Origin of the sequence: Actinoplanes sp. OR16 (genome assembly GCF_004001265.1) — a bacterium.
Taxonomy (GTDB): domain Bacteria; phylum Actinomycetota; class Actinomycetes; order Mycobacteriales; family Micromonosporaceae; genus Actinoplanes.
This window is the reverse complement of record NZ_AP019371.1, coordinates 5612351-5626930: the sequence shown is the minus strand read 5'-3', so window position 1 is coordinate 5626930 and position 14580 is coordinate 5612351. Positions and strand designations below refer to the sequence as shown.

Here is a 14580-nt window from a genome sequence, read left to right as displayed (position 1 = left end):
TCCGTCCGTGAATGCGCAGCACCTTAGCACAGTAACCGTTTACTACAGGGAGGTCGAAACGTGTTCACCGCCGAGGGAGAGCACTTCCGTCGCCAGGGCCGGGAGCACCGCGTGCTGTCCGGCGGCCTGCATTATTTCCGGGTCCATCCGGCCCAGTGGGAGCACCGGCTGCGGATGCTGCTCGCCATGGGCCTGAACACGGTGGAGACCTATGTGCCGTGGAACCGGCACGAACCGCGGGAGGGATCGTTCGCCTTCGAGGGCGAACTCGGCGGCTTCCTCGACCTGGCCGCCGGGCTCGGGCTCGACGCCATCGTGCGGCCCGGCCCCTACATCTGCGCGGAATGGGACAACGGCGGCCTGCCGTCCTGGCTCACCGCCCGCGTCGGCCGGCGGATCCGGACCTCCGATCCCGAGTACCTCGCTGCCGTCGACGCCTGGTTCGACCGGCTCATCCCGGTGATCAGGGATCGGCAGATCACCCGCGGCGGCACCGTGATCATGGTGCAGGTCGAGAACGAATACGGTTCCTACGGCAGCGACCGCGCCTATCTGCGGCACCTCGCCGACGGCCTGACCGCCCGCGGCATCGAGGTCCCGCTCTTCACCTCGGACGGCCCCGACGACTTCATGACGACCGCCGGAACACTGCCCGGCGTGCTCACCACGGTCAACTTCGGCTCCGATCCGGAACGGTCACTGGCCGCCGCCTCTTCGCCACGCATGTGCATGGAGTTCTGGGACGGCTGGTTCGACCACTGGGGCGATGAGCACGTCACCCGCGACCCCGCGGACGCCGCCGACGTCCTCGATCGCCTCCTGCGCGAGGGCGCGAGCGTCAATCTCTACATGGCGCACGGCGGAACCAACTTCGGCACCACCGCGGGCGCGAACCTCGGCGGCGCCCACCACGACGGCGCCTTCCAGCCCACCGTGACCTCCTATGACTACGACGCCCCCATCTCCGAACGCGGCGCGCCCACCGAGAAGTTCTGGCGCTTCCGGGAGATCCTCATCGGGCACGGCGCGACCCCGGGCGATCTTCCGCCGCTCCCGGCCACACTGCCGCCGGTCACCCTCACCGCGCTTTCCCACAGCCTTCTGTACGACGTGAAGCTCCCCTCGTCGTGGCATCCGGTACCGCCCGCGTTCGAGGACCTCGGGGTGGATCACGGGCTGGTCCGCTACCGTTTCGACATCCCCGGCCCGCGGGCCGCCTACCCGCTCACCGTGGACGGCCTGCACGACCGGGCACACGTCGTCGTCGACGGCGAGCTCCGGGGCATCCTCGAACGCGACGGCGTGACCAGCATCGACGTCACCGGCCCGGCCACCGTCGACCTGCTGGTGGAGTCGATGGGACGGGTCAACTACGGACCCCGCGTCGGTGAGCGCAAGGGCATCGTGGGTGGAGTACGCCACGAACGTCAATTCGTGCACGGCTTCACCGCGTACCCCCTCGATCTGGAGACCTGCCCGCGCCCGGAGTGGGCGGGCGACGGCGCGCCACCCGGCAGCGAGCCGGCCTTCTTCCGGTTCGCGCTCACGGTGGCCGAGCCGGCCGACGCGTTCGTGGCGCTGCCCGACTGGGGCAAGGGATACGTCTGGGTGAACGGTTTCGGACTCGGACGATTCTGGGACCGGGGGCCGCAGCAGACCCTCTACCTGCCGTGGCCGCTCCTGCACGCGGGCGTCAACGAGATCGTCGTCCTGGAACTCGACGGCCGCCGCACCGGGGAGATCGAGATCCGTGCCGAGGCCGCCCTCGGCTGACCGCCTCCCGGGTGCCCCGATCGCCTCAGCCGGCCAGCCCGCGGGCGCCCTCGATCGCCGCGTCGAGCGACGGCGCGTCCGGGTACCACCTGGCCTCCAGTTCCAGCACCACCGGCCCGGTGAATCCCTGTCGCCGTGCCAGTTCCACGATCTCCGCGTTCGGGACCGAGCCGCGACCCGGCACCACCGGCGTCAGGTCGTGAGAGCCGGCCACGTCTTTGACCTGCACTTCAGCGAGCCACGGTCCGAGCGCGGCGGCCGTCGCGGCCGGCGTCTCTCCCGCCCGCCACGGGTGAAGCGCATCCCACACCACTCCGGCCTCGGTCCCCACGCCCGCCCTTTCGAAGAGTCGTCGCAGGTCGGCACCGTTCAGAAACGCATCATGGGTCTCCACCACAAGGCGCACGCCACTCCCCCGCGCGAGCACGACGGCTTTCGCCAGAGTCTCGGCGGCGGGTCCCAGGTGTTCTTCGGACCGGCCTGTGCCTCCGGGCATGAGTCGCAGAGTGGCCGCACCCAGGTCACGGGCGAGGTCGAGGTGTTCGGCGAGGCCGGCGCCGCCGGAGGTGAGGTTCACGTAGCTCGCCAGGGTGACGACGCGCAGGCCGTCGAGCGCGGCGCGGGCGGCTCGGCGGGCAGCTGGGGAGAGACCGGTGTGCACCGGTTCGTCGGGTGCGCAGCGCAGCTCCACCCCGGCCACACCGTGAGCTCGCAGGAGCGCGGCCACACGGCCGAGCGGTAGGCCCGGGCAGCCGAGCGTCGAGACGGCGAAGTCAGGAAAGCGCATTCCCGCACGTTAGATCACTTCAAGATCGGAGTCGAGTTTCATGATCCCGGATCCTGAGCACAGGATTAGCAGCAGTTTAAGAAACCGGCGCGAAATGGACCGATCAAGATCAAGCGCCCTACCCTCTCGACCCATGTCACTCCGCCTCAAAGCCGTGGCCGTCGGCGCCGCGGTCGCGCTCGCCGCCGCCTCGTGGACCTGGTTCACCCCCGAAGAGTCCCCGGCCGCGACCGTCACCGGCACCTTCAAGCATCCCGGGGTGCTGCTCAGCAAGGCTCAGCTCGACTTCGTCAAGGCGAAGGTGAAGGCCGGCGCCGAACCGTGGAAGTCGGCGAACACCGCGATGATGGCCAGCACGTCGGCGTCACTGTCCTACACGCCGAAGGCTCGCGCGACCGTCGAGTGCGGTTCCAGTTCGAACCCCGACTACGGCTGCACCGCCGAGCGCAAGGACGCCTTCGCGGCGTACACCCATGCTCTGGCCTGGTATTACACCGGTGACTCCCGCTATGCGGTCAAGTCGATCCAGATCATGGACGCCTGGTCCGGCACGATCAAGCAGCACACCAACAGTAACGCGCCGCTGCAGGCCTCCTGGGCCGCGTCGGTCTGGCCGCGCGCTGCCGAGATCATCAAGTACACCTACTCCAGCTGGCCGGGCGCCGGCCGCTTCGGCACCATGCTGCGGACCGTCTACCTGCCGCAGGCTCTGGCCGACCGCGCCTCCTACAACGGCAACTGGCAGCTGACCCAACTGGAGGCAGCCGTCGGCATCGGCGTCTTCCTCGACGACCGGGCGATCTACGATCAGGCGGTCGCGACCTTCCGCAAGCGCGTCCCGGCGTACATCTATCTCGCCTCCGACGGCGCCCTGCCCAAGGCACCGCCCGGAACGTCGATCGACACCTCCGCCGAGATCGTCAAGTACTGGAACAACCAGACGACATTCGTCGACGGCTTGTCCCAGGAGACCTGCCGGGACTTCACGCACACCGGCTACGGCATCGCCGCGATCTCACACATCGCCGAGACCAGCCGCATCCAGGGCGCCGACCTCTACCCCGAGGTCCAGGACCGGCTCCGGCACGCCATGGGGTTCCACGCCGAGTACGCCACCGGCGCCCTGCCCGGCTGGCTCTGCGGCGGCACGCTCGCGAACCGCAAGCTCGGCCCGGTCACCGAGGTCGGCTTCAACGCCCTCAACAACCGCCTCGGCATCGCCATGACCGACACGGCGACGCTGACCGTCGCGCAACGCCCGGCCGGCACCAACAACCTGATGTCCGCCTGGGAGACCCTGACCCATGCCGGCAACCCGGCCTGACCGCCGGGGCTTCTGGAGCGCGGCATACCGCCAGGGGGATAGTCGATCTCTTATGACAATTTCGGGCACGAAACGATACCAAAACAGAAAGTGATCATCGTGGATGGATAGTGTCGCCCGAAAGTCCGTACCCACCAGGACGGGGTGAGCACGATGCGTGCACCAAGGACGGCCATCGCCGCCGGGGTCATCGCTGCCATGGCGATCGGCATGGCCGGCTGCGCGGAGAGCGACCGGGACGACGGCGACGATCAGAGCAACGCGACCGGTGGCACCTTCATCTTCGCGGGCGCCGGCGATCCGAAGAACTTCGACCCGATCTTCAACGACGACGGGGAGTCGTTCCGGCCGATCCGGCAGATGTACGAAACGCTCGTCACCCACAAGCCCGGCACCGCCGATCTCACCGGCGGACTGGCCGAGAGCTGGTCGAACGACCCGTCCGGCAAGGTGTGGACGTTCAAGCTGCGCCAGGGCGTGAAGTTCCACGACGGCACGGCTCTGGACGCCACCGCGGTCTGCGCGAACTTCGACCGCTGGTACAACATGAAGGGCGAGGCCGCCCAGTCCCAGATGATCTACTACGCGGACGTCTTCGGCGGGTTCGCCGGCAGCCCGGACGCCGTCTACGACAACTGCAAGGCGCAGGACGCGTCCACCGCGGTCGTGACGATGAAGAAGTACAAGGGCGCGTTCCCCGGAGCGTTCGCGCTCACCGCCTTCTCCATCGCCAGCCCGGCCGCGATCAAGCAGTACGACGCGGACACCGTCACGCAGAACGGCGACTCCTTCTCGTACAGCGCGTTCGCCAACGAGCATCCGACCGGCACCGGCGCGTTCACCTACGGCGGCTGGAACAAGGCGACCGGCGAGATCACGCTGAACCGCAACGCCGACTACTGGGGCGAGAAGGCCAAGGTCGACAAGGTGATCATCAAGGTCATCAAGGACGAGAACACCAGAAAACAAGAGCTTCGCGCCGGTACGGTCCAAGCGATCGACTTCCCGGCGCCCGCCGACCGCAAGGCCCTCGCCGACGAGGGATACGAGGTGCTCGAGCGCCCCGCCTTCAACATCCTCTACCTCGGCATCAACCAGAAGAACAACCCCAAGCTCAAGGACCTCCGCGTACGGCAGGCGATCGCGTACGCGCTGAACCGGGCTCAGCTGGTGCAGACCAAGGGGCCGGGCGGCGCGGTGGTGGCCGATCAGTTCCTGCCGGACACCGTGCTCGGCTACGCGCCGGACGTGCAGAAGTACGACTACAACGTGGACAAGGCGAAGCAGCTGCTCTCCGAGGCGGGGGCGACCGGGCTGACGCTGAACTTCTACTACCCCACCGAGGTGTCCCGGCCGTACATGCCGAACCCGCAGGAGATCTTCACGGTGCTGGCGAACGACCTGCAGGCGGCCGGCATCAAGGTCAACGGTGTCCCCCGGCCGTGGAACGGCGGCTTCAAGGACGACGTGCAGCAGTTCGGCAAGCAGGACCTGCACATCCTCGGCTGGACCGGCGACTACAACGACCCGGGCAACTTCGTCGGCACGTTCTTCGGCCGTCCGAAGGTCGAGTTCGGCGACGACCCGCTGACCGAGATGTTCACCGCCATCGGCGCCGCCGACGCGACCGTCGACCAGGCCGCCAAGCGGACCGCCTTCGAGCAGGTCAACCGCGACCTCGCCGCGAAGTGGCTGCCCGCCGTGCCGATCTGGCACGCCCCGCCCGCCATCGTCACCACGAAGGAGGTCGAAGGCCTGGTGCCGAGCCCGCTCACCGCCGAGGAGTTCGACACCGTCTCGATCACCAAGTAAACGATGGTCAGAGTCGTATCGCGCCGCCTGGTCCAGCTCTCTGTCACGCTGATCGCCCTGATGACCCTGGTCTTCTTCTGGCTCCGGAGCCTGCCCGGCGGGCCGGTCGACGCGCTGCTCGGTGAGCGCGCGACCCCGCAGACCCGAGAGGCGCTGATCCGCGCCCTCGGGTACGACCAGCCGATCTGGGTTCAGTACGGCCGGTTCCTGCAGAACGTGGTGACCGGCAATTTCGGCAACTCCATCCGTACCGGGGAACCGGTGACCGACGTGATCAGCCGGTCCTTTCCCGCGACCGTCGAGCTGGCCCTGGCGGCGATCATCATCGCCGTCGGGCTGGGCATCCCCCTGGGATATCTGGCGGCGCGGCATCACGGCCGGCTGCTCGACAACGCCACGATCATCGTGACGCTGATCGGCATCTCGATCCCGATCTTCTTCCTGGGTTACCTGCTCAAGGACTGGCTGACCCAGGACATCCACTTCTTCCCGCCGTCCGGCCGGATCAGCACCGGCACCGACAACACCGACGTCACCGGCTTCTTCGTGCTCGACGGTCTGCTGACCCGCGAGTTCGACGCCTCGGCCGACGCGCTCTGGCATCTCGTGCTGCCGGCGATCACGCTCGCCACGATCCCGCTGGCGATCATCGTGCGGATCACCCGGGCGAGCGTGCTGGACGTCCTCGACGAGGACTACATCCGCACGGCCGACGCCAAGGGCCTGCGCAACGCCACGATCCGCAAGCGGCACGTGCTGCGCAACGGCCTGCTGCCGGTGGTCACCACGATCGGCCTGCAGACCGGCGCGTTGCTGGCCGGTGCGGTGCTGACCGAGAAGGTCTACAACTGGGGTGGCCTCGGGACGCTGATCACCGACTCGATCAGCGGCAGCCGGGACTATCCGGTGCTGCAGGCGCTGATCCTGCTGGCCGCCGTCGTGTTCATCGTGGTCAATCTGGTGGTCGACCTGTCGTACGCGTTCATCGACCCCCGGGTGCGTGTGCGATGAGCGCCCTCGCCGACGCCAAGCGCCGCCGCATCGACGAACTGGCCGCGCGGACCTCCGAGGCGGGCGGGGTCAGCCTGTTCCGCGACGCCGGCCGCCGGCTGATGCGCAACCCGACAGCGATCGCCGGCGCGGTCATCATCCTGCTCTTCCTGGTCATCGCGATCTTCGCGCCGCTGGTGGCCCCGCACGATCCGATTCAGCGGTTCCCGGAGCTGACCAGCAAGCTCACCGTCGACTCGGTGCCCGGCGCCAGTGCCGGGCATCCGCTCGGCAGCGATCCGCTGGGCCGCGACTTCGCCTCCCGGATGATCTACGGCGCCCGGCAGACGCTCGTCGTCGGCGTGCTGGCCACCCTGATCGGCCTGATCTTCGGCGTGCTGCTCGGGGCGATCGCCGGGGCGGTGGGCGGCTGGGCCGACGTACTGATCATGCGGATCACCGACGTGATGCTGGCCCTGCCCAGCCTGCTGCTGGCGATCACGCTGGTCGCGCTCGCCAGCGAGTCGACGCAGTGGACGGTGATCATCGCGGTCGCGGTGGTGAACGTCCCGATCTTCGCTCGATTACTGCGCGGGTCGATGCTGGCCCAGCGAGAGAGCGATCATGTGCTGGCCGCGCGGGCGCTGGGCGTCCGGCGGCGGCACATCGTCACCCGGCACATGCTGCCGAACTCGCTCACCGCTGTCATCGTGCAGGCCACCCTGACCTTCGCGGTGGCGATCCTGGACGCCGCCGCGCTGTCGTTCCTGGGCCTCGGCGATCCGGACATCAATCGCGCCGAGTGGGGTCTCATGCTCGGAGTCGATGGCGTCCGCTATTTCGAGGTACGCCCGGAGCTGGCGTATTACCCGGCGCTGGCGATCATCCTGGTCGCCCTCGGCTTCACCCTGCTGGGTGAGGGGATGCGCGAGGCGCTCGACCCGAAGAACCGGCGGTGAACCCTCATGTCGTTGCTCGACGTTCGTGATCTGTCCGTCGTCTTCCGGCGCCGGGGCGCTGCTCCCGTCACGGCGGTGGACGGCGTCAGCTTCACCGTGGAACCCGGTCAGACAGTCGGCCTGGTCGGTGAATCCGGCTGCGGCAAATCGGTGACCAGCCTGGCGATCATGGGTCTGCTGCCGCGCCGGGGCAACGAGGTCACCGGCGAGGTCCTGTTCGACGGCACCGACCTCCTCACGTTGCGCCCTCAAGAACTCCGGGACCGCCGCGGCCGGGACATCGGCATGATCTTCCAGGACCCGCTCTCCTCGCTGAACCCGGTGATCCCTCTCGGTCTCCAGGTCGCCGAGGTTCTGGAACGCCACCAGGGCCGGACCCGGCAGGCGGCGCTGCGCGAGGCAGCCCAGCTGCTCGACGCGGTCGGCATCCCGGACCCGAACCGGCGGCTCAAGGAGTTCCCGCACCAGCTCTCCGGTGGCATGCGGCAGCGGGCGCTGATCGCGATCGCGCTGGCCTGCAAGCCGCGCCTGCTCATCGCCGACGAGCCGACGACAGCCCTCGACGTGACCATCCAGGCGCAGATCCTCGCGCTGCTCAAGGACCTGGTCGACCGGTCCGGCACCGCCCTCGTCATGATCACTCACGACCTCGGGGTGGTGGCGGGGCTCTGCGACACCGTCAACGTCCTGTACGCCGGGAAGGTGGTCGAGCGCGCTGTCCGGCATGACCTCTTCGCACGGGCGCTTCATCCGTACACCGATGGGTTGCTGAAATCCGTGCCTCGGCTGGATGTCGATCGTGGAGGGCGGTTGCATCAGATCCAAGGATCGGTCAGTGACAATATTCCCTGGTCGGAGGGGTGTGCGTTCGCGCCGCGATGCGAGCGTGTGATCGACGAGTGCATCGGCGAGACGGTGCCGCTGGAACCCGTCCGGCGCGGTGGAGCGCTGCGCTGCGCCAACCCCGTCCCGCAGGAGGTGCCGGCGTGAGCTCACCGCCCGTTCCGCCGCCGACGCCGCCCACCTCGCCGCGCCCTGCGCCGGCCCCGGCGCCGCCCTCTTCGCCAGCCCCTTCGCCAGCCTCAGCGCCGCCCTCTTCGCCAGCCCCAGCGCCGCCCTCTTCGCCAGCCTCAGCATCGCCCCCCTCGCCGGCCCCGGCGCCACCCCCTTCGCCGATCTTGGAAATCGACGACCTCAAGGTTCACTTTCCGATCAAAAGCGGACTGCTGTTCGACCGGACGCTCGGCTATGTCTATGCCGTCGACGGGGTGTCGCTCACGATCCGGCGCGGGGAGACCTACGGTCTGGTCGGCGAGTCCGGATGCGGCAAGTCGACGCTCGGGCGCGGCCTGCTGCGCCTGGTCGAGCCGACCGACGGCAAGATCATTTTTGATGGTACGGACGTCCGCGCGCTCCAGGGCGAGCAGATGCGGCGATTCCGGCGGCGTATCCAGATGGTGTTCCAAGATCCGATGTCCAGCCTGGATCCGCGGCAGTCGGTGGAGTCCCTGCTCGTCGAGGGTCTCAAGGCGCACGGACTGCACAAGGACTCCGGCGCGCGGCTGCGATCGACCCTGGACGCGGTCGGGCTGCCGGCGTCGGCGCTGTCGAAGTACCCGCACGAGTTCTCCGGCGGTCAGCGGCAGCGGATCGGGATCGCTCGCGCCCTGGTCCTGAGACCGGAACTGATCGTTGCGGACGAGCCGGTGTCGGCGCTCGACGTGTCGATCCAGGCGCAGGTGGTGAACCTCCTCGACGATCTCCAGGAATCGCTGGGATTGACCTATCTCGTGATCGCCCACGACCTGGCCGTCGTCCGGCACATCTCGGACGTCATCGGCGTCATGTATCTCGGCGCGCTCGTCGAGGAGGCGGACGGTGATCAGCTCTACCGGCGGCCGCTGCATCCTTACACTCGCGCGTTGCTCTCGGCGGTGCCCATCCCCGATCCGTACGTGGAGGACCGCCGCTCCCGCATCCTCCTCGCCGGGGATCTGCCGTCCCCTGCCGCGCCGCCGAGTGGGTGCCGGTTCCGTACTCGCTGCCCCTGGTCCCAGGAACGCTGTTCCTCGGAACGGCCGCTGCTGCGGGTGTTCGACGGCTCCGGGCAGCGGGTGGCGTGCCACTTCGCCGCTGAGATCTTGGATGGTTCGCTGAAGACGCACTCGGTGGAGGCGGAGATAGTCCGTCCCGGCTCGCCGGAAGCGGCACCCGACGTCGGCGGCGGCCTGATCCAGACGAGGCCCGACCTTCCGTCGCCGTGAGGTGGCATCCCCAGCGCCTCAGTGGGTAGACATGTGTCGATGGCTCTACTCGACGTCGGCAGGAGGTGGACCGTGCCGTTGCAGCGCACCGCCCGCCTCCTGCTCGTCGCCGGCTTCGCGGTGGTGGCCTACTTCGCCCTGACCTTGCTGGACAACGCAGCCCAGGCAGACCCGATCCGCCCGGCCGACCTGCTGAACGCCGCCACGGCGGATGTGGGCTCCCCGGCGGCGGCCCCTCTCCGCCCGAAGTCGCCGGCGCAGAAGCCGGTGCCTGCGAAGAAGCCAGTGCCGGCGAAGGAACACGCTGCGCCGCTCAAGAAGCCGGTCCATAAGTCCGCGTCCCGCAAGCCCGCAGCACGAAAGTCCGCACCGATCGAGGCTCCAGCGGCGAAGGTCGCGCCACGCAAGGCCGCGGTGGCGAAGGCCGCCCCGCGCAAGACCGCGGTGGCGAAGGTTGTTCCGCGCAAGGCCGCGGTGGCGAAGGTCGCGCCGCGCACGGCCGCAGTGGCGAAGGTTGTTCCGCTCACGGAGTCTGCCTGGGAAGGCTCCCACCTCAAGGCGCCGGCACGAAAGGCTGCGCCGCTCAAGGCAGCGGCGACGAAGGCTGCTCCACTTGAGGATTCGGTGGCGAAGGTTGTTCCGCTCAAGACTTCGGCGCGGAAGGTTGCCGAGGCTTTGCCGTCCCTTCCGCCGGTTTCCGCGGGCTCGTCTCTGCGGTCGGTGAGCTCGATCGAAGCGGTGGGTCAGCTGGCGGTACGCCTTGATGGGCCGGTAGCCGGTCTGCCGCCCGTGTCTTCAGCTGTGCGCCTTACCGATTCGGTGACGACGGCATCGGCTATGGCGGTTGGAGCATTCGCGCCCGACATTTCGGAAATGTCGGGCGCGACGGTGGGGACCTTCGGCTCGGCGACGATGGGGATTTCCGGCTCGGCGAAGGCGGCGATCTCCAGCACGACGATGGGGACTCTCGGCCCGGCGAAGGCAGCCATCTCCAGCGCGACAGTGAGGACTCTCGACCCGGCAAAAGCGGCGATCTCCAGCACGACGGCGGGGACTCTCGGCCCGGCGAAGGCGGAGATTTCGGGCTTGGCGAGTGCGGGAACTCGAGGCTCGGCGGGAGTGAGGGCCTCCGGACCGACGTGGATTAATGCGCCTTCGCAGGATTTGTCGCCATATTTGAGTGCGGTGTCGGGTTCCTCTGCGCCTTCGCTTCGGGGAGAGGCTCCGCTTCCTGGATCGCCTCGGCCTTCTGGGTTGCCGGGGAATCCTGCTGGGCCGGCGGGTTCGGGTTCGGGTTCGGGTGGGGCTGCCGGTGGTGGTGGGCAGCTGCGTGACGGCGGGCAGGGTGGGGCCTCTCTGATGGGTGCCCTCTCGGCTCGCTGGGGGATCGGGCTCGGGCGCGGGTGGGTTGTGCCCCGGCTCGGGGTGGATGGGGTCGGGCGGAGCGTTCGGTACAGCGGACCTCCCAGCTGACGTTCGCGGTTCGGAAACGGGCTCGTGCCGGTGAATGTGACCCGGTGATGGGCCGGCCGGCCGCCATGCGAAGAGATGTGGCGCCGGCAAACCCCCGCGAAGGACTGGGCTGGGAGGCCACTCGTGATCCGCATTCTGCTTGTCGAACCCATGAATCTCTTGCGCGGTGCTCTGGCCGCGACCCTGTCATTGGAGGAGGACTTCGCCGTGGTGGCGGCGCTCGGTTGCCTGGCCGAGGCGCCGGCCACGGCCCGGGCGATGCCGCTGGACGTGGCGATCGTCAACGTGGAGCTGCTGGGCGGGGAGGGAGTGCGGCTGTTCGGTGAGTTCACGGCGGAGCAGCCGGGCTGCGTCACGCTCGGGCTGGCCGGTACCGAGGCGCCGGCATCGCTGCGCCGGGCTCTCGACGTGCGGGTGCACGGCGTCGTCAGCACCCGGGTCGCACCGGGTGAGCTGGTGCGCGGCGTCCGGCGATTGAAGCGGGGCGAACGCGTCATCGACGCCGGGCTGGCGGTGGCGTTGGTCGCGGCGCCGCCGAGTCCGCTGTCGGAGCGGGAGCTGGACGTGCTGAGCGTCGCCGCGTCCGGGGTGCCGTCCGCCGAGGTGGCGGCGCGGCTGCATCTGACGGCCGGGACGGTACGGAACTACCTCTCGGTGATCCTGCGCAAGACCGGCGCCCGCAACCGGCTGGAAGCGGTCCGGGTCGCGGAGGACGCGGGATGGATCCGGCAACGGGCGTGACTTTTGTCAGGCGAAGAGATGACAGCGCTCACTGCCGTCGATCTCCGCAGGTCGCGACGCTTGTCGCAGGCCCGATGAAGGCAGACCCGATGAAGACAGGCCCGATGAAGGAGGAAGAACGATGACACACCGGCAACGGTTCACGACGATCCTCGTCGTCCTGCTCGCGACGCTGGGGTTCGCCGCGGCGGCTCCGAGCGCGGCCACCGCAGCCCCCGCCGAGCGACAAGCCGTCAACCTCGAGGTTCCGGTCACCGGCACGTTCACCGACGCGACCGGGCAGGCCGGCACGTTCGCCGGCACCTTCACCCCGGAGAGGTTCGCGGCGAAGGACGGTGGCCTGCTCGCAGCGGGCGCCTTGACCGGCACGTTCACCGACGCGGCCGGTCAGAACGTCGGCACCGTCGATCAGGACGTGAGCATGCCGGTCGCGGTCGCCCAGGCCACCTGCCGGATCCTCGACCTGACGCTGGGGCCGCTGCACCTGGACCTTCTCGGCCTGGTGGTGGACCTGAACCAGGTGCATCTGACGATCACCGCGCAGTCGGCGCCCGGCAACCTGCTCGGCAATCTGCTCTGCGCGATCACCCATCTGCTCGACGGCAACCCGAGCGCCGGGGCACTGGCCGCGCTCCTGAACGCACTGCTGGCCCTACTCAACCCGTAGGGACCGACGGCGGAGAGGGCACCTTTCACGGGTGCCCTCTCCGCCGTTGAAACGGGCCGTTGAAAGCGTAGTCGGCGAATCGCACGCCGATCCGTTCATGTGCTTCGGGACCCGGGTGCAGGTCGTCCGGTAGTGGGAGTTCCGCGGCGTCGGTTTCGCCGTACAGAGAGGTGCCTTGAAGGAAGTGAAGGTTCTTGTCGGCCGAACGGCGCTCGGCGAGCGAAGCCAGCTCACGGCGGATCACCTGGAGCGTCAGGCGGCCCAGCGTGACGTCGCCCGGCGTCCCGGTCGCGGTGAAACGGACCTTGCCGGTACCGATCGAGGACGGGTCGATCGCGCCCGGTCCCGGCGTCTCCTCGTGGATGCCGCAGAAGAGCGGAGAGATCAAGATGAGGGGTACGCCGGGATGCCCCTCGCGGATCGTGTCCAGAAAGCCGTGGACCGCCGGGACGAATGTGCGGAGTCGCATGCTGTCCAGGTTCACCACGTTGATGCCGAGCTTGACACTGATGAAGTCGGCCGGCGCGTCCCGGATCACCCGGGCCATGAACGGGTCGACGAGGGCACTGCCGCCGAACCCGAGATTGCGCAGCTCGACACCGGCACGGCGGGCGGCGACGGCGGGCCAGATCTCGCTGGGCGCGACGGCGTTCGAGCCCTGGCTGATCGAGCTGCCGTGATGCACCCACAGTGGGCGCGGGGTGTCGTCCGGTTCGATCGGGGCGTCCGCCCGCAGGCCGATCACTTCGACACTCTCGTTGTGCGGCAGCCAGATCTCGAACCGGCGCCGGCCCGGCGGCAGGCCGGTGATCGTGGTGGTGTGCGGCTCCCCCGGATGGAACGCGGTCGTGCCGGTCGCGAGGTCGACCTCGATCCGATCGCCGCCGTCCAGCACGTCCCGCACCAGCAGCTCACCGTCGGCGTAGACGTCGATGCGCCCACGCGGCCGGTCGACGCCGGTGTAGGCGATCCGGGTCGGATGGGTCACCAGCTCGATCGTGCTCGCTGTGGTCAGGAGATTGATGCGTACGCCGGAAGGCTGACTTTCCATCGACTGCAGCTGTCCATCGGGAAACTGTTCGCCGACCCACGCGGGAAGCCGATGGGGCCGGACCCCTCGTGGGGTGACTTCGAGTTCGGCGGCGCCACGGAGCAGGCCGGCCACGGCGTGCATCAAAGATCTCCTTCTGCGGGCCAGGAATGGAAGACGGTGTCGAGCGCGGCGAGAGCGCGCTGCCAGGAGACGTCGGTCGCGGGCTCGCGGTGCCCGAAGCTGCCGTTCGCCTCCAGTGCCAGGAAGCCGTTGATCGTGGAGCCGAGCAGGCGTGTCGCGTGCACCAGCTCGGTCTCCGGCAACCGGTAGCCGCGGAGCATGGCCAGGGTGAGCGCGGCGACGCGGCCGGCCGCCTCGGAGCGGACCGTCGCGGGGGCGGCGGGCCGCAGCAGCGCGGCCCAGCGCCCGGGGCGTTCCCTGGCGAAGTCGCGATGCGCCTCGGCGAGCGCGGTCAGCGCGTCCCGCCCGGACCGGCCGCCGATGGCCACCGCGATCCGGTCGGCCAGCTCGCCGAGCGCCAGCTGGTGCACACCGTCGAGCAGCGCGGGCCGGTCCCGGACGTGCGAGTAGAGGCTGGCGGTCTGCACGCCGAAACCGCGGGCGAGCGCCGACAGGGTGACCGCGCCGAGGCCTTCCCGATCGGCCAGGTCGGCCGCCGCCGCGACGACGACCGCTGAGGTGAGATTCGCCCGAGCCATGCGAGCAATCCTACATCAATAAGGCTTAAACCTAAAGG

At 69.1% G+C, this 14580-nt stretch carries 13 protein-coding genes; 9 read left to right on the top strand and 4 right to left on the bottom strand.

The features are described 5' to 3' along the window. Window positions 1-60: 60 nt before the first annotated feature. Entirely contained in the window at window positions 61-1773 is a 1713-nt protein-coding gene (locus tag EP757_RS25570) for a beta-galactosidase family protein (RefSeq protein WP_127550114.1), read from the top strand. Between the two features lie 25 nt (window positions 1774-1798). Here the strand turns inward: EP757_RS25570 and EP757_RS25565 are convergent, their stop codons facing one another. Continuing rightward, the gene (locus EP757_RS25565) at window positions 1799-2560 is read right to left on the bottom strand and encodes a sugar phosphate isomerase/epimerase (protein WP_127550112.1); all 762 of its coding nucleotides are present in this window, start codon (window positions 2558-2560) and stop codon (window positions 1799-1801) included. A 133-nt stretch (window positions 2561-2693) separates the two neighbouring features. Here EP757_RS25565 and EP757_RS25560 point away from each other — a divergent pair, with 133 nt between their 5' ends. From EP757_RS25560 to EP757_RS25530, 6 genes are all read left to right on the top strand, one after another. Then, window positions 2694-3884 (top strand): alginate lyase family protein, encoded by a 1191-nt coding sequence (locus tag EP757_RS25560; protein ID WP_127550110.1) that lies wholly within the window; start codon window positions 2694-2696, stop codon window positions 3882-3884. Window positions 3885-4037: 153 nt separating this feature from the next. After that, window positions 4038-5696 carry an ABC transporter substrate-binding protein gene (locus tag EP757_RS25555; protein ID WP_127550108.1) on the top strand — a complete coding sequence of 553 codons (1659 nt, stop codon included), beginning with the start codon at window positions 4038-4040 and terminating at the stop codon, window positions 5694-5696. Between the two features lie 3 nt (window positions 5697-5699). Continuing rightward, on the top strand, window positions 5700-6707 hold the full coding sequence (locus EP757_RS25550; RefSeq protein ID WP_127550106.1) for an ABC transporter permease: 1008 nt from the start codon (window positions 5700-5702) through the stop codon (window positions 6705-6707). Continuing rightward, the gene (locus tag EP757_RS25545; protein ID WP_127550104.1) at window positions 6704-7645 is read left to right on the top strand and encodes an ABC transporter permease; all 942 of its coding nucleotides are present in this window, start codon (window positions 6704-6706) and stop codon (window positions 7643-7645) included. The genes EP757_RS25550 and EP757_RS25545 overlap by 4 nt, the downstream gene beginning before the upstream one ends. Before the next feature lie 6 nt (window positions 7646-7651). Then, complete coding sequence (locus EP757_RS25540; protein ID WP_127550102.1) at window positions 7652-8635, top strand: ABC transporter ATP-binding protein; 984 nt, start codon at window positions 7652-7654, stop codon at window positions 8633-8635. A gap of 185 nt (window positions 8636-8820) precedes the next feature. Then, window positions 8821-9909, top strand: coding sequence for an ABC transporter ATP-binding protein (locus EP757_RS25530; protein ID WP_127554432.1), 1089 nt, complete (start codon window positions 8821-8823; stop codon window positions 9907-9909). A 743-nt stretch (window positions 9910-10652) separates the two neighbouring features. On the opposite strand, the gene EP757_RS25525 is transcribed toward EP757_RS25530, so the two are convergent. Beyond that, window positions 10653-10952 (bottom strand): hypothetical protein, encoded by a 300-nt coding sequence (locus EP757_RS25525; RefSeq protein ID WP_127550100.1) that lies wholly within the window; start codon window positions 10950-10952, stop codon window positions 10653-10655. 580 nt (window positions 10953-11532) lie between these two features. Between EP757_RS25525 and EP757_RS25520 the strand changes: the two genes are divergently transcribed. Further along, window positions 11533-12123 carry a response regulator transcription factor gene (locus EP757_RS25520; RefSeq protein WP_232049999.1) on the top strand — a complete coding sequence of 197 codons (591 nt, stop codon included), beginning with the start codon at window positions 11533-11535 and terminating at the stop codon, window positions 12121-12123. A gap of 121 nt (window positions 12124-12244) precedes the next feature. Next, window positions 12245-12790 (top strand): hypothetical protein, encoded by a 546-nt coding sequence (locus EP757_RS25515; RefSeq protein ID WP_127550096.1) that lies wholly within the window; start codon window positions 12245-12247, stop codon window positions 12788-12790. Between the two features lie 25 nt (window positions 12791-12815). Here the strand turns inward: EP757_RS25515 and EP757_RS25510 are convergent, their stop codons facing one another. Continuing rightward, window positions 12816-13964: a GDSL-type esterase/lipase family protein gene (locus EP757_RS25510; protein WP_127550094.1), complete on the bottom strand. Its 1149-nt coding sequence runs from the start codon at window positions 13962-13964 to the stop codon at window positions 12816-12818. Further along, complete coding sequence (locus EP757_RS25505; RefSeq protein ID WP_127550092.1) at window positions 13964-14542, bottom strand: TetR-like C-terminal domain-containing protein; 579 nt, start codon at window positions 14540-14542, stop codon at window positions 13964-13966. Before EP757_RS25505 ends, EP757_RS25510 begins: the two co-directional genes overlap by 1 nt. Window positions 14543-14580 lie beyond the last annotated feature (38 nt).

Bases quoted from the DNA above. Each gene is read 5' to 3' on its own strand.
- EP757_RS25565 (WP_127550112.1), bottom strand. From the start codon at position 2,560: ATGCGCTTTCCTGACTTCGCCGTCTCGACGCTCGGCTGCCCGGGCCTA.
- EP757_RS25560 (WP_127550110.1), top strand. From the start codon at position 2,694: ATGTCACTCCGCCTCAAAGCCGTGGCCGTCGGCGCCGCGGTCGCGCTC.
- EP757_RS25555 (WP_127550108.1), top strand. From the start codon at position 4,038: ATGCGTGCACCAAGGACGGCCATCGCCGCCGGGGTCATCGCTGCCATG.
- EP757_RS25550 (WP_127550106.1), top strand. From the start codon at position 5,700: ATGGTCAGAGTCGTATCGCGCCGCCTGGTCCAGCTCTCTGTCACGCTG.
- EP757_RS25545 (WP_127550104.1), top strand. From the start codon at position 6,704: ATGAGCGCCCTCGCCGACGCCAAGCGCCGCCGCATCGACGAACTGGCC.
- EP757_RS25540 (WP_127550102.1), top strand. From the start codon at position 7,652: ATGTCGTTGCTCGACGTTCGTGATCTGTCCGTCGTCTTCCGGCGCCGG.
- EP757_RS25520 (WP_232049999.1), top strand. From the start codon at position 11,533: ATGAATCTCTTGCGCGGTGCTCTGGCCGCGACCCTGTCATTGGAGGAG.
- EP757_RS25515 (WP_127550096.1), top strand. From the start codon at position 12,245: ATGACACACCGGCAACGGTTCACGACGATCCTCGTCGTCCTGCTCGCG.
- EP757_RS25510 (WP_127550094.1), bottom strand. From the start codon at position 13,964: ATGCACGCCGTGGCCGGCCTGCTCCGTGGCGCCGCCGAACTCGAAGTC.
- EP757_RS25505 (WP_127550092.1), bottom strand. From the start codon at position 14,542: ATGGCTCGGGCGAATCTCACCTCAGCGGTCGTCGTCGCGGCGGCGGCC.